General features: G+C 73.3%; 11 protein-coding genes. All 11 read right to left on the minus strand.

What is annotated here, in order from left to right:
- Positions 1-103 precede the first annotated feature (103 nt).
- The 11 genes from ACZ8ZB_RS33305 to ACZ8ZB_RS33355 are packed head-to-tail and all read right to left on the minus strand — an operon-like array spanning position 104 to position 13,639.
- Positions 104-1,246 (minus strand): aminotransferase class V-fold PLP-dependent enzyme, encoded by a 1,143-nt coding sequence (locus ACZ8ZB_RS33305; RefSeq protein ID WP_470741284.1) that lies wholly within the window; start codon positions 1,244-1,246, stop codon positions 104-106.
- A 13-nt stretch (positions 1,247-1,259) separates the two neighbouring features.
- Complete coding sequence (locus tag ACZ8ZB_RS33310; RefSeq protein WP_470741285.1) at positions 1,260-2,255, minus strand: proline dehydrogenase family protein; 996 nt, start codon at positions 2,253-2,255, stop codon at positions 1,260-1,262.
- Positions 2,255-3,433, minus strand: a complete 1,179-nt coding sequence (locus tag ACZ8ZB_RS33315) for a fatty acid desaturase (RefSeq protein ID WP_470741286.1) — start codon at positions 3,431-3,433, stop codon at positions 2,255-2,257. The genes ACZ8ZB_RS33310 and ACZ8ZB_RS33315 overlap by 1 nt, the downstream gene beginning before the upstream one ends.
- A gap of 55 nt (positions 3,434-3,488) precedes the next feature.
- A complete protein-coding gene (locus ACZ8ZB_RS33320) occupies positions 3,489-5,423 on the minus strand; it encodes a S9 family peptidase (protein ID WP_470741287.1) in 1,935 nt (644 codons plus the stop codon).
- A 51-nt stretch (positions 5,424-5,474) separates the two neighbouring features.
- The gene (locus tag ACZ8ZB_RS33325) at positions 5,475-6,491 is read right to left on the minus strand and encodes an enolase C-terminal domain-like protein (RefSeq protein WP_470741288.1); all 1,017 of its coding nucleotides are present in this window, start codon (positions 6,489-6,491) and stop codon (positions 5,475-5,477) included.
- Positions 6,488-7,765, minus strand: coding sequence for an ATP-grasp domain-containing protein (locus ACZ8ZB_RS33330; protein ID WP_470741289.1), 1,278 nt, complete (start codon positions 7,763-7,765; stop codon positions 6,488-6,490). Before ACZ8ZB_RS33330 ends, ACZ8ZB_RS33325 begins: the two co-directional genes overlap by 4 nt.
- A gap of 41 nt (positions 7,766-7,806) precedes the next feature.
- A complete protein-coding gene (locus ACZ8ZB_RS33335; RefSeq protein ID WP_470741290.1) occupies positions 7,807-9,078 on the minus strand; it encodes an ATP-grasp domain-containing protein in 1,272 nt (423 codons plus the stop codon).
- A gap of 55 nt (positions 9,079-9,133) precedes the next feature.
- Positions 9,134-9,709, minus strand: a complete 576-nt coding sequence (locus ACZ8ZB_RS33340) for a hypothetical protein (protein WP_470741291.1) — start codon at positions 9,707-9,709, stop codon at positions 9,134-9,136.
- 6 nt (positions 9,710-9,715) lie between these two features.
- The gene (locus tag ACZ8ZB_RS33345; RefSeq protein WP_470741292.1) at positions 9,716-10,993 is read right to left on the minus strand and encodes an MFS transporter; all 1,278 of its coding nucleotides are present in this window, start codon (positions 10,991-10,993) and stop codon (positions 9,716-9,718) included.
- Complete coding sequence (locus tag ACZ8ZB_RS33350) at positions 10,984-12,309, minus strand: hypothetical protein (RefSeq protein WP_470741293.1); 1,326 nt, start codon at positions 12,307-12,309, stop codon at positions 10,984-10,986. The genes ACZ8ZB_RS33345 and ACZ8ZB_RS33350 overlap by 10 nt, the downstream gene beginning before the upstream one ends.
- Before the next feature lie 43 nt (positions 12,310-12,352).
- A complete protein-coding gene (locus tag ACZ8ZB_RS33355; protein ID WP_470741294.1) occupies positions 12,353-13,639 on the minus strand; it encodes an ATP-grasp domain-containing protein in 1,287 nt (428 codons plus the stop codon).
- Positions 13,640-13,719 lie beyond the last annotated feature (80 nt).

The raw sequence follows: 13,719 nt of genomic DNA on the forward strand, positions 1-13,719 counted from the left end.
TGGGAACTGCGTCGGGACGGTGGCTTCCCTGATCAACATGCGCACGCATGCCCATCGGGACCGTCCGGCCGCCACCCTCCCGACGGGCGGGCGGAGGGGCGGATCACCGGAGGTCGTGGAGGGCCCGGTCGAGCGCCTCCACGTCCTCGAGCGTGTTGTAGTGGTGCACCGAGAGCCGCACCGCGGTGTCGACGCCCCGGGCCGAGAGGTAGAGCGGGGTGTGGTCGCCTGCGATCTTCCAGGCATTGATGCCGTGGGCCGCCAGCCCGTCCCGGACACGCTCGGCCGGCAGGGTGCCGTGCCGGAAGGAGAGGATGCCCGACTGCTCCGTCCCCGGGCTCAGCGGCTCGGCGCCGGGCAGCCCTGTGACGCAGGCGTGCAGCGCCTCGATGACGCCCTTCAGGGGGAACGCCCTTCCCTCCCGTGCGAGTTCGAGGTGGTGGCCGAGCGCGGCGTGCAGCCCGAGCACCACGGCCGTGCTGCGCTCGCCCAACTCCAGGGTGCGGGCGCTCTCCTCGTGCACCGTGACGGCGGTCGGCGAGCTGACCCGGGCCACGTGCAGGTCGGTGAAGTCGGGCAGCAACGCGGCCCGCAACTCCGGTGTGGTGTAGGCGAAGCCGCTTCCACGCGGTCCGCAGAGGAACTTCCGCCCGGCCCCGGTGAGCAGGTCACAGCCGATCGCGTCCACGTCCAGCGGCAGTTGCCCGACGGCCTGGCAGGCGTCCACCGCGTACCAGGCGCGGTAGGGGGCGAGGAGCCGGCCGATCTCGGCGACCGGATTGACGATCCCGCAGCCGGAGGGCACGTGGGTGACCGAGACCAGGGCGACCCGGTCGGAGATGTTGGCCGCCATCCAGTCCAGGTCGAGGTCCCCGTCGGGGCGCAGTGGGATGGTCTCGATCGTGCAGCCGGTTCGGTCGCGCAGGTTGAAGTACCCGATCAGGCTGCCCGCGTACTCGTACGGGGTGACCCAGATCAGGTCCTTCGGGCCGAGGCCGAGCCGGGAGACCACCCGCCACCAGGCGCGGGTGGCGCTGTCGAAGACCGCGAGGTCCCGGGCCTCGGCGCCGACGACCCGGCCGAGCCGCCGGTAGACGTCGTGCTGGAGGATCTCGTCGTGGTGCAGCTCGGTCTCGTAGCCGCCGGTGGCCGCCTCCCGGGCCAGGCAGTCGGCCATCGCGGTGGAGACCGCTTCGGGCATCAGGCCGGCCCCGGCCGTGTTGAGGTGGATCAGCTGTCCGGTCATGGATGACGCCCCGTCAGTAGTCGGTGCCGAAGGCCGTGGCGGAGGGATCGGCGAGATCGGCCAGAGCGCGCAGGGCCATGGCGGGGTGCTCGGCCAGGCGGTGCAGCAGGTGCAGCCACCAGCTTTGGCCATAGGTCGTGTAGACCCGGCAGGGGTAGCCGGCTTCCCGGTAGTGCCGGAGCAGTGCGGGGCGGACCCCGTGCAGCATCTCGATCTCCTCGGCCCCGGCCAGCAGCCCGCGCTGCTCGGCGGTGGCCAGCAGCTCGGCGTGCTGGGTCGCCAGGGCGAGCCGGGCGCCTTCGCCGAGGGCGTACTCGGCGAACTCGAGGTAGCGCTCGTCGAGTTCGGGGCCACGGCCGAGGGCGGTCTCCGGGGCCTCCGCATAGACGCCCTTGACCAGCCGGATCTTGCGGCCGAGCGCGACCAGGCCGGGCAGGTCCCGCTCGGTGCGGTGCAGGTGGGCCTGGACGGTGATGCCGACGTTGTGGTGGGCGGAGGCCAGCTCGGCGAAGACCGGGACGATCTCGTCCACCAGCTCCGAGCGCTCCATCGAGAGCACCACCTCGCTGCCGTGCGCGGCCGCCGCGGTGAGGATCCGTGAGGTGTTCCGCACGGCCAGGCCGCGGGAGACCAGCAGGCCGACGCTGGAGAGGTCGAAGCCGAGCTGGAGCGGTCCGACGTCGGCGGCGAGCAGGGTCAGGTACGCCTGGACCACCTGCTCGATCTCGGCCTCGTCCCGGATCTCCTCGCCGACGTACTCGGCCGACACCCGGTACCCGCGGGTCCGGAGCAGGTCGAGCCGGGGGAGCAGCCCGGTCAGGTCGTCGGCGACCAGATAGCGCCGGGCCGCCGGGTAGGCGATCTGACGCAGCAGCGAGCCGGGCTCGGCGAAGGCGCGCCGGCAGCGCTCGTCGGCGGCAAGCAGCCGCAGGCCCAGGCCCGCGTCCCGGTCGGGCGTGGTGGCGGTGTCGCCGGCGGGCGTCGTGACGGTGACGGATGCCTCGGTCATCAGGGCCTCGCGGTGGTCGGTTCGGACTGCTGGGGGACGGTGACGGTGACCTGCCCGGCGGCGAGCATCATCGACTGGGCGAAGGTGCGGTCCGCGGTGGTCGGGTCACCGCCGTTCCGGCGCCAGGTGCGGTACTTGGCCGCATAGCTGATCACCGTCTCCTTGCCGCGCCGGGAGCGGGGACGGCTGAGCACCCCCGCCCACATGCCGTCCCAGCCGGCGTACGCCGGGTCGTCCAGCAGCAGTCGGTGGGCCCGGTGCAGGTTCCAGAACGGGATGCCCGCGTTGAGGTGGTGGACCAGGTGGAAGCGGTCGCCGTGCCGGCTGAGCAGGAAGGTCTCCAGGGCCCGGCCGTGCCGGTTGCGGGTCAGCAGCACCCGGGTGGACTCGCTCTCCGGCAGCGGGTAGTGCTCGGCCAGTTCGGAGAGCCAGCCGATCGCGATGTTGCTGGTCAGCAGCGGGACGAACCAGAACAGCAGCAACTCGGGCAGCACCCCGAGCCAGCCGCAGAGGCCGAACACGGCGGCCCACTGGAGCAGGAACAGCCGCTGCTCGGTTCGGAGCGGCACCGGCACCGAGACCGTCAGGTCCGACTCCCGGGCCCACACCCGGTCCCGGACCAGGTAGCGCAGGTAGTCCACGGTGCGCAGCCCCAGCAGCGAGAGCAGCACCTCGCGGACCAGGAAGCCGCGGTCGCTCCGGTTCGGGTCGTAGAGCCCGCACTCGAGGTGGAAGCGGTAGTCCGGGTCGGCGTCCGCCTCGCCGAGGCGGCGGTGGTGCCGGCCGACGTGCGAGCTGCGGTACGGGCCGTACAGCTGGCCGACCAGGTAGCCGGAGAGGGCGGTGCCGGCCACCAGGTTGAGAATCCGGTTCCGGGCCAGGCTCTTGTGGGCCGACTCGTGCAGGAAGTGGGCGAGGAAGCGCTGGGACGAGCCGATCAGGACCACCGCGACGGGATAGGCCCAGTAGGAGCCCGCGACGCAGGCGGTGACACAGAGCGCGACCAGGCCGTACTCGAAGGCGATCGCCAGGAGCGCGTGGTGGTTGTCCAGTCGGGTCAGGGATTTGAGACCTCGTCTGATCGGCGGTGCCAGCCGGTCGAAGTCGAGGTCGTCGAGGTCCGGGCGGCCGGGACCGGAGCGGTCCGTCCGCCCGGTCGAGGATCGTTCTGAGGGCATGTCGTGTTCCTCTGCGTGGAGGTGTCGGTGGGGACGTCCGGGGACGGGCGGGCGTTCACGGGGCAAGACCGAAGGCCGAGGTGTAGAGCGCGAGTTCGGCCTCCAGGGAGCGGATCACGGTGTCGGCGAGCCGGAAGCCGTGTCCCTCGGTCTCGAAGGTGAGGTAGCTGTGCGGCACCGCGGAGTCCTTGAGCAGCGCGAGCAGCCGCTCGGCCTGGGCCGGCGGGCAGACGGTGTCCCGCAGGCCCTGGAGCAGGACGAACGGGGCGCGGATCCGGCCGGCCCCCTCGACCGGCGAGCGCTCGGCGTAGCGGGCGCGCTGCTGCGGCCAGGCGCCGATCAGGCTCTCCAGGTACCGCGACTCGAAGTCGTGGGTGCCCCGGGTGCGCCACTGTTCGGCGTCCAGCACGGGGTAGTAGATGCCGGCCGCCCGGTACAGGCCGGGCTCGGCCGCCAGCGAGGCGGTGGCCGTCCAGCCGCCGGCGCTGCCGCCGCGGATCGCCAGCCGGTCCGGATCGGCCAGGCCCTCGGCGGCCAGCGCGCGGGCCACCGTGGCGCAGTCACGCACGTCGACCACGCCCCAGGATTCCCGCAGCCGTTCCCGGTACGCCCGTCCGAAGCCGGTGGAGCCGCCGTACTGGACGTCGACCACGCCGAAGCCCCGGCTGGTGAAGTAGCTGATCTCCTGGTTCAGCACAAGGTGGCTGCGGCTGGTCGGCCCGCCGTGGGCGAGGATCAGGCAGGGCGGCAGCTCGCCGTCCGGCCCGGTGTGCTCCGGGTGGTACGGGGGGTAGACGTGGGCGTGCACCGGCTCGCCGTCCGGCCCGGTGAAAGTGCGCCGGTAGGGCGTGGTGGCGTACTCCGGGTGGGCGGCGGACGGCTCGCGGAGGATCTCGGTGCCGCCGCCGGCCGGGTCGATCAGCACCACGGTGCGGCCCTGCCGCGGGCCGGCCGCGACGGCCGCGATCCGGCGGCCGTCGGTGGCCGGGAAGAACCACTCGGTGTACGGGGTCTCCAGGTCGTCGAGCCGCCCGTCCGGGGAGAGGAGGCCCAGCCGACGGCCGCTGGTGCCGTGCACCACCGCGAGCCGGCCGTCCAGCAGCGGCAGGCACCAGCGCAGGCCGATCCGCCACAGTGCCTCGCCGAACTCCTCGGGCCGGGCGCAGAGGTTGCGCCGCCCGCCGTCCGGCCCGAGCTCGTGCACGTTCCACCAGCCGTCCGGGTCGGTGACGGCGTAGAGGGCGCCGGAGCCGGTGGCCGCCCAGTCGGTCTGGGTGACCGACTCGCCGTCCCCGCCGGCCACCCGGACCGGCTCGGCCAGGCTGCCGTCCGGTTCGATCCCGGCCACCATCAGCTCGGTGGTGTCCCAGGGCATTGCCGGGTGGTTCCAGCCGAGCCAGGCGACCCGGTGGCCGCCCGGCTCGACCCGCGGGCCGGAGAGGAAGTCGTGGCCGCCCGCCAGGACCCGGACGGCCGCGGGGTCGTCGGCGGCCCGGCCGTCCAGCGGCAGCGCGACCAGGTGCCGGACCACCGAGGTGCCCTCGGCGTCGGCGACGGTCTCCCGCAGGCACCAGACCTCCTCGCTGCGGACCGCGAAGTCGGCGTAGCGCAGCTCGGCGGCCCAGGCCCCGACGGGGCTCAGCGGCACCGGGTCGGCGCCCGGGCGCCAGCGGTAGACCCGCTGGTCGTCCCAGTGGGTGAAGACGACGCCGTCCTCGGCCCGGCCGGACAGCGCCAGCCAGGGACGGCCGCCGTACTCGATCACCCGGCTGCGGACGTCCCAGCCGGGCGGCAGGGCGGGGGCCGGGCCGTCGGCGGTGCGGCGGGTCAGCGCACTGCGCCCGCCCTCCTGTGGACGGGTCTCCGTCCACCACACCTCCTCGCCGACGAAACCGGCCCATTCGAGCAGGGCCTCGCCCTGCGCGGCCTCCGCCGCCTCCACCGGAGAGTTCCACGTGCCGTACGGCAGAGGCTCGGTGACGTGCTGCATGGTGCGCTGACTCCTCGTGTGTTCGGTGCGGTGGACGGCGCCGGGGAGGCGTCAGTACCGGATGCCGGGAATGCCGGGGCGGGAGCTGTCGAGGTGGTAGCCGAGCACCGGCGGGTCGTCGCAGAGCCAGAAGTGCCCGTCGAGGTCGGTCCAGTCGCACAGGCCGGCCAGCTGCGCCGCGTAGGCGATCGACCGGGGCGGCTCCAGGAAGCAGCCGAGCATCCGGGCCGTGCCCCGGGCGGCGAGGTGGTGCAGCGCGTCCAGGCCGGGCAGCAGGCCGCCGAAGCGCATCAGCTTGATGTTGGCGCCGTCGGCGGTGAGCGCGGCGCGCTCCACCGCGGCCCGGCCGTCGATGCCCTCGTCCAGCAGGACGGTGGTGCCGGGCAGGGCGGCGCGCACCTCCGGGAGCAGCGCGTCATCGCTCACCGGGTCCTCCAGGACGGTGGGCGCGACCTGCTGCACCAGCGGGCGCAACTCCTCCCATTCGGCGCGCCCCCAGCCCCGGTTGACGTCCAGCACCACCGGGCCGTCCACGCCGACCAGGCCGCGGAGCACCTCCTGGTCCCGGGAGCCGCCGAGCTTGATCTTCACCGGCCGGGCGGCCGGGACCTCCTCGCCGATCGGGACGGTGTGCATCAGCCGGACCGGACCGGGCTCGGGCAGGTCGAGCAGTCGCCAGACCGGCAGCCCGACGGTCCGGGCGGCCCGGTCCAGGAAGGCCATCTCGACCAGCATCCGGGCCGGAGCGCTGAACGCCGAGGCCGCGCCGGCCAGCAGCTCGCTGAGCCGGTCGGGCGTCTCGGTGCCGCGCACCCTGGTCAACTCGCCCGCCAGCAAACGGGCTTCAGCCGCGATGGCCGGACCGTCCTGGCCGTAGCCGAGGTCCGCGGCGATCTCGCCCTCGCCGCGGAGCCGGCCGCAGGAGCCGATCAGCCGGAGCCGGACCCGGTCGACGGTGGCGATGGTCATGTGCGAGATCTGGAACGGGCGGTCCAGCTGATGGGGGATCACCGCCACGTCGGCCTGGAGGCCGGCCCGGACGGTGGTGCCGGTGGTGGTGCCGGTCATGCCCCGACCTCCTCGGGGTACTCCGCGCCGGACGGCTCCTCGGTGACGAAGCGGACCGAGGCGGCCAGCTCCCGGGCCAGCCGCTCGGCCTCTGCCGGGCTCTCCGCGCCGACCACGACCGCGCCCACCCGGTCCTGGCCGGAGCGGAACGGGTTGATCACGTCCCCCGGCCGCACGGTCAGTTCGGCGTAGAGCAGACCGGGGTGCGCCAGCACCTCCTCCCAGCCCTCGACCGCGACCAGTCGTCCGGGCGCAGGCGCCAGGAAGCGGCTGGCCGCCGCCCGGGAGGAGGCGGCCGGCAGCTCGGCCGGGCGGCCGAGCGCGTCGTCCAGGACGAGGCCGAAGAGCTCCAGGCCGGGGAAGACGTAGGGCAGCATGGTGTGGATCCAGCCGCCGCCGACCCGTCCGTGCACCTCTCCCAGAACCACGCCCCGTGCGGTGAGCCAGAGTTCGACGTGGAAGGCGCCGAACCGCATGCCGAGCGCGGTCAGCGCGGCACGGACCTGCTGGTCGATCTCCGCCCGGTCCGCCTCCGGCAGCGGGGCGGGCAGGACGTGGGCGACCTCGACGAAGAACGGCGGCGGGAGCTTCTCCTTCGCGGTCACCGCCAGCACGGTGGGCACCGCGCCGAGGAACAGGCCCTCCACGCTGAACTCCGGGCCGTCCACGAACTCCTCGACCAGGAACGGGTCCTGGCTCGGCAGCAGCTCGATCGCGTCCGCCAGGCCGTCCGGGTCGTCCACACGGCTGACGCCCTGGCTGCCCATCGCGTTCCGGGGCTTGACCACCCAGGGGCCGGTGCTCTCCGCGAGGAAGGCCCGGGCCTCGGGCTCGTCGGCGCACAGCCGCACGGCCGGCTGCGGGAAGCCGGCCGCGGCCAGCGCGGCCCGGCAGGCGTCCTTGGTGCGGATCCGGCGGACCGCCTCCGGCGGGTTGCCGACGGCGCCGAGCTCGGCGGCGACCTCGGCCGCCGCCACCTGGGCCATCTCGCGGACCGCGAGGGCCACGTCGAAGCGCTCGCCCTCATCGCGCCGGACAGCCGCCCACTTGGCGCTGCCCGCCGCGTCCTCGAAGTCGACCGCGCTCGCCGCGTCGGCGGCCTCGGCCACCTCCGGGGTGGCGGCCACGGTGGCCTCCTGGTTGGTGACGTGGGTGCGCAGACCGCGGGCCCGGGCCTGGGCCAGGGCCTGCACGGCCACGTCGACGCTGAGCGGGTTCGGCGCGGCGCCGCCGACCAGGAGCAGCTGCGGCGGAGTGTCTTCGGTGGTGGTCATGCTGGAGAACTCCCGCGTTGTGATAAGGGGTTGATGTAAAGTCAGCGCAGTAGGAAGACCTGGTCCTTGATCCGCTGGATGTGGAGGTAGTCGCGCTCCACCTGCGCGGCGGAGTCGCCCGCCATGAAGATCCGCAGGCTGCTGGTGTAGAGGTCGACGGTCGGCCGGATCCGGCCGCCCTCCTTGATCTTCACGTTGAGGCCCAGGACGGTCTCCAGGCCCTCGATCTCGGCCAGCACGTCCTGGTCCAGGCTGTCCACCACACCGTCGAGTTCGGTGGGCGTGGTGTAGAGCCAGGCCTCCCGCAGCTTGCGGAAGTGCCGGCCCGCGTACCGCTCCAGGAACTCCTCCGGGCGGACGGCGGCCAGCGCGGTCAGGTCGGCCTGGTTCGCTCCGAGACACTCGTCGTGGTAAGCGGGGTTCATCCCGCCGGCCAGCCGGGCGCCGACCTCGACCAGGGCCGGACCGTCGGCGGTGATGATGACCTCGGCATGGGTCGGTCCGAAGACGATGCCGAGCGCCCGCAACGCGGTGTCCGTGTAGGCGATCAACTCGGCCACCCGCGGGTCCTGGTGGTCCAGGACAAGCTCGTGGTCGTAGATGTTGTGGGTGCCGATCAGCTTCTTGCGGTACTGCCAGACCCCGCAGGTGTAGCGCCGGCCCTGGCAGGAGACCGTGTCGATCACGTACTCCTCGCCCACCAGGTAGGACTGGACGAGGACTTCGAGGTTCGGCTCGTCGAAGACGGTGCGGGCGGCGAGGACGGCCTCGGCCGCCTTGCGGACCTCGGCCGCGTCCCGGCAGATCGCCACGCCGTCGGCGGCCGCCGAGGTCAGCGGCTTCACCACCACGGGGTACCGGCCGCGCTGCTCGGCCCACTCGGCCAGCTCTTCGGGGCGGCCGCTCTTGAACTGCTCGGCGCAGCGGACCCCGGCCCGCCGGAGCGCCTCGGTCATCTCGTACTTGTCCCGGCGGGCGGCCGACCGAGCGGTGCCGTTGGTGGGCAGCCCGAGCAGTTCGGAGAGCCGGTCGGTCAGGGGCACACCGGGTTCCTGGCCGGCCACCACGGCGACCGGCCGGTACTCGGCCAGCTGCCGGGCGGTCTCCTCGGGGGAGTCGCAGACCAGGTTCGCCAGGTAGGCGCTGAGGTCCGGGGCGAGCATCGTGGTCATCAATTCGGCAGTGCTCTGCACGTGGACGACGTCCGCGCCCTTGCGGGCGAAGGCCGGCGGCAGGTAGTTGCCGGTGGTGTAGCCGTCGACGAGCACCACGACCGGGCGGCGGCCCTGCGCGGTCGGCTCCTGGGCGGTCATGCGGGCTCCCTGCTGATCGGTGGGGTGCGGTGGCGGGGTGGGGCGGCGACCGGGGCTACTCGACCTTGGTCATGGTCAGGTGGATCCGGGTGGTGCTGCCGGCGTTGTAGGCGGAGTGGTGCAGCCTGGTGTTGAGCAGGTGCACCCGGCCGTCGGTCGGCACGTGGTAGGTGTGGCCGGTGCGGAACAGCAGCCGGCTGTCCTCGTTGCTGGTGATCGCGACGTGCGCCACCCGGGAGGCGTCGGTGTGCATGTGGTAGATCTCGCCCGGGTGCAGCGGCACCAGGCGCATCCGGCCGACCCGGAACGGCAGGCTCTGATACAGGTGGTGGAAGTAGGTGTCCTTCAACTCCTCGTTGAAAAACGAGAATTCGGACTCCTCGAAGTGCTTCTCACCGGTCTGCTGGTTGAACTGACCGGTGCCGGCGTCGTGCCAGGGGTCGGCCGCGTCGGCGCGGTGGGTCAGACCGAGGCGGCGCAGCCGGTGCTCCGGGTTCTCCGGGTCGGTGACCGGCACCCGGTCCACCGTCTGCTGGTAGGCCTTCAGGATTTCCCGGTGGTCGAAGTGCAGGCCGGGGACGAGCTCCAGCATGTCCTGGCCGAGCGACTGCGGATCGGTCGTGGTGGTCATCTCCGGTCACGCCTTTCTGGTGGTCGGGGCCGCCGCTTCGGCGGCCTTGCGCAGGGAGCGGGCGATGAGCGGCCGGCAGCTCGCGCCGACGGCCAGGAAGCCCAGGCCGAGGGCGAGGAAGCCGGGTGGTCCCCAGGTCAGCGCGAGCGCGCCGATCACGGCGGGGGCCAGCGCCTCGGCGACGCCCGCGCCGAGGCCGAAGACCCCGGAGTACTCGCCCTGGGCGTGCGGGGCGGCGAGGCCGAAGGAGTACTCCATGGAGGCCGCGGCGTGCCAGAGCTCGCCGAAGGTGTAGACGGCGACCGCGGCCAGCAGCAGGGCCACCGCGACCCAGGCGGAGCGGTCGCTCGCGGCGGCCATCATGACCAGCCCGGCCAGGACGGCGGCCCCGGCGTACCGCATCCGGGCGCCCGCCGCCTCGGTGTCGTCCACCCCGCGGCTGACCCGCACCTGAAGGCCGATCACCAGCACCGTGTTGAGCAGCAGCGCGCCGGAGACCATCCAGCGCGGGGCCTCGGTGTGGTCGACGATCCAGAGCGGCAGCAGGAAGGTCGGCACCGCGTAGTGCAGCGACATCAGCGAGTTGAGCACCGTCGCGGTCAGGTAGGGGCGGTCCCGCAGCGCCTCCCAGCGGCGGCTGCCGCGGGGCACCGGCAGCGGGGCCGGCCGGGGCAGTCGGAGCAGCGCGAGCGCGCTGCCCGCGAAGGCCAGTGCCCGGCCGCCGACCAGGCACAGGTAGGCCGTGGCGGAGTCGAGTTGGATGCCGATCCCGGCGATCAGCGCGCCGAGGGCGATGGCCAGATTGGTCGAGGAGCGCAGGTAGGCCCGGAAGACCGTCGGGTTCTCCCCGCCGAAACTGCGGACCAGCGGCGCCTGGCTGGACTTGGTGGCGGCGAAGACCACGCCGAGCAGGACCGAGACCAGCAGGTAGGGCCAGAAGGTGCGGACCACCAGGTAGCAGGCCACGGTGGCGGCTCCGATCAGCATCACCGCGATCTGGGTCTCCCGGGCTCCCCACCGGTCGGCGATCCGCCCGGCGACCAGCCCGGCCGCCAGCCCGGCCATCGCCCCGCAGAACAGCCCGGCGGCCACCTGGGCCATCGGCAGGCCGACGATCCGGGTGAAGTAGAGCACGCTGCTGGTCATGAACATCCCGGCACCCAGGGAGTTCACGAAACTCCCGGCCGCCAGCGCACGCTGCTCGGCGGTCTCCGGCAGCAGCCGGGCGAGCGGGCCCCGCAGCCGACGCTCCTCGACGGCTTGGGCGTTCCCGGTCAGTCCCACAGCGCGTCCCGGTAGTCCTGGTCCGGCCAGGTCTCGCGCTGCCAGGCGCGCAGCTCGCGCAGCGAACTGCCGTACGGGGCGACCACCGTGCGCTCGGCGAACCACGCGCGCAACTCCGCCAGCCGCGCTTGCAGCTCCTCCTCCGAGTCGGCGGCGACCAGCACCTGGCCGAGCTTCTGGTTGGTGGAGCCCAGGCCGTCGGCGAACCGGCCTCCGAAGGGGAACTCCACCCGGGCGAACTCCACGCCGGGCTGTGCCCGCAGTTCGGCCGGCGAGGGGCAGCTGATCAGGGTGCCCGGACGGCCCGGCAGATAGGTCCCGCCGATGGTCTCCGACCGTTCCACGACGGTCAGTTCGGGCCGGCGGCCGAGCGCGGCGGACAGTTGCGCGGCCCCCAGGTGGACGTTGAACTTGGCCTGGAGCTCCTCGTGGATCAGCGCTCCGCCGCGCCGGGAGGCGCACTCGCCGAAGGTCAGCCCATGCTCCGGGTGGTGGAACAGCTCCATGTGAAAGGCGCCGTCGCGCAGGCCGAGCGCCTCGATCGCGCGCCGGACGAACGGGTCGCCGAGCTCGTAGGCCCAGGCTTCGGACTTCGGGTCGAAGCGGCGCAGCCGCAGCGGCAGTCCCTGGTCGACCACGGTCAGGCACGGGTCGCCGTAGGTGCCGAGCGCGTGGAAGACGATCTCGCCCTCGAACACCACGCCGTCCGCCACCCACTCGTCGCCTTCGACGAACTCCTCCAGCGCGAAGGTGCGTTGGGCGGTCTTCTCCTTGCGGTACTGGCGGCTGCGCTGCTCCAGGTCGGCCAGGCTGGTGACCACCGAGGTGCGGGCGGTGGCGGCGCCGGCGATCGGCTTGAGCACCGCCCGCTGGTAGGGCAGCTCGGTGACGGCCGAGACGTCGTGGATGTCCTCGATCACCGTGACCCGGGCGGTGCGCAGTCCGGCCGCGGCGATCCGGCGCTTCTGCAGCGACTTGTCGCGGAAGTGCGCGGCGGTGACGGGGTCGATGCCGCGGCAGCCGAGGTGCTCGGCGACCATGCCGGCCGTCACCATGGCCCACTCGTCCGAGGTGAGCACCGCGTCGAACTCCCGGCCGGCCAGGCCGGCCCGGTGAAGGGCCGTCAGGACGGCCTCGGCGCTGGTCTGGTCGTCGACCCGGAGTACCGTGAACTGCTCGGGGACCGGGACGATGCCGTAGTCGTAGGCGGTGGAGCCCCAGATCACCACGGCGTCGACGCCGTTGCGCACACAGGCCTGCATCACGTACTTGTCGGTGCCCAACAGCAGGACGGTTGGCCGTCGTTCGGCGTCCATACGGTGGCTGACCTCTCCTCGGGTGTTTGCGGGGGGTGCGTCGTCACGCCTCGGCCGGGGGCCCGGCCAGCTGGTAGACCCTGTCCTTCAGGGTCTGGATGGTCCGGTGATCGGCCCGCAGCGACTCCGCGTCGGAGCCGGTCATGAAGATCCGCAGCGGGCTGGTCAGCAGGTCCGTGGTGGGGCGCAGCCGCTTGCCCGGGGCGAGCTTGACGCCGACCAGGTGGACCGTCTCCAGTGCGGCGATCCTGTCGACCACCGCCTGGTCGACCGCGGTGACCTCACCGTCCAGCTCGGTCCGGGTGTTGTGCACCACGGCCTCGCGGCGCTTGGTGTAGACCCGGCCGGCGTAGCGGTCCAGGAACTCCTGCGGGCGGATGTACGCGAGCGCGGTCAGGTGGGCCTGGTTGGTGCCCAGGCAGACGTCGTGGAAGCCCGGATTCATGTTGCCGTTCAGCCGGGCGCCGATCTCGACCAGGGCCGGGCCCTGCGGGGTCATCATCACCTCGGCGTGGGCCGGGCCGTGCTCGATGCCCAGCGCCCGCAACACGTCCAGCACGTAGGCGATCAGCTCCGGCACCGGCTCGGCCCGCGGGTCCAGCAGCACGTCCCGGTCGTAGATCCTCCGGCCGGAGGGCAGCTCGGTCTTCTCGTACTCCCAGACCCCGCAGACGTAGTGCTCGCCGCCGACCCCGACGGTGTCCACGATGTACTCGGTGCCCGCCAGGAAGGACTGGGCCAGCGCCTCGGTGTTGCGGCTGCCGAAGATGTCGGTCGCGGCCAGCACCCGGCGGGCCGCGGCCGCCACCTCCTCGGTGGTGCGGCAGACGTAGACGTGGTCGGTGGAGGCCGAGCTGAGCGGCTTGACGACGGCCGGGAAGCCGCCCTCGGCGGCCGCCCAGGCGGCCAGCTCCTCGGGGTCGGAGCCCTTCGACTGCCGGGCGCAGCGCAGCCCGGCGGCCCGCAGGGTCTCGATCATCCGGTACTTGTCGCGGCGCGCGGCGGAGAGCGTGGAACCGTTGCCCGCCAGCCCGAGCAGCTCACCCAGCCGGTCCGCCAGCGGCACCCCGGGCTCCTGGCCGGCCAGCACCGCGACGGGGGCCAGCGCGGCGAGCGCGGCCACCGTGTCCGGCAGCCCGTCCTCGCCGGAGAGCACGTACCAGTCCCGGTAGGCGGCCGGGTCCGGCTGGAGCATCGTCGGCATCGGCTCGGGGGTGCTCTGCACGTGGACCACCTCGACCCCGAGGGCCGCGAAGACCGGAGGGAGGAAGGCGCCCGTGGAGTAACCGTCCACGATCACGGCGGTGTCGGGCCGGTGGACCGCGGTCATGGGTCCCCTCGCTCTCGTTCGTCGGGTGGGGCGGCGCCGGCAACACTCCCAGCGCCGCCGCCCCCGCACATGGGGGGAGC

The sequence above is a fragment of the Streptomyces sp. 12E genome (assembly GCF_055633275.1).

What these genes read in the sequence shown, in the direction of transcription:
- ACZ8ZB_RS33350 (WP_470741293.1), bottom strand. Translation starts at nt 12,309, where the DNA reads ATGGACGCCGAACGACGGCCAACCGTCCTGCTGTTGGGCACCGACAAG.
- ACZ8ZB_RS33305 (WP_470741284.1), bottom strand. Translation starts at nt 1,246, where the DNA reads ATGACCGGACAGCTGATCCACCTCAACACGGCCGGGGCCGGCCTGATG.
- ACZ8ZB_RS33340 (WP_470741291.1), bottom strand. Translation starts at nt 9,709, where the DNA reads ATGACCACCACGACCGATCCGCAGTCGCTCGGCCAGGACATGCTGGAG.
- ACZ8ZB_RS33330 (WP_470741289.1), bottom strand. Translation starts at nt 7,765, where the DNA reads ATGACCACCACCGAAGACACTCCGCCGCAGCTGCTCCTGGTCGGCGGC.
- ACZ8ZB_RS33315 (WP_470741286.1), bottom strand. Translation starts at nt 3,433, where the DNA reads ATGCCCTCAGAACGATCCTCGACCGGGCGGACGGACCGCTCCGGTCCC.
- ACZ8ZB_RS33355 (WP_470741294.1), bottom strand. Translation starts at nt 13,639, where the DNA reads ATGACCGCGGTCCACCGGCCCGACACCGCCGTGATCGTGGACGGTTAC.
- ACZ8ZB_RS33310 (WP_470741285.1), bottom strand. Translation starts at nt 2,255, where the DNA reads ATGACCGAGGCATCCGTCACCGTCACGACGCCCGCCGGCGACACCGCC.
- ACZ8ZB_RS33320 (WP_470741287.1), bottom strand. Translation starts at nt 5,423, where the DNA reads ATGCAGCACGTCACCGAGCCTCTGCCGTACGGCACGTGGAACTCTCCG.
- ACZ8ZB_RS33335 (WP_470741290.1), bottom strand. Translation starts at nt 9,078, where the DNA reads ATGACCGCCCAGGAGCCGACCGCGCAGGGCCGCCGCCCGGTCGTGGTG.
- ACZ8ZB_RS33325 (WP_470741288.1), bottom strand. Translation starts at nt 6,491, where the DNA reads ATGACCGGCACCACCACCGGCACCACCGTCCGGGCCGGCCTCCAGGCC.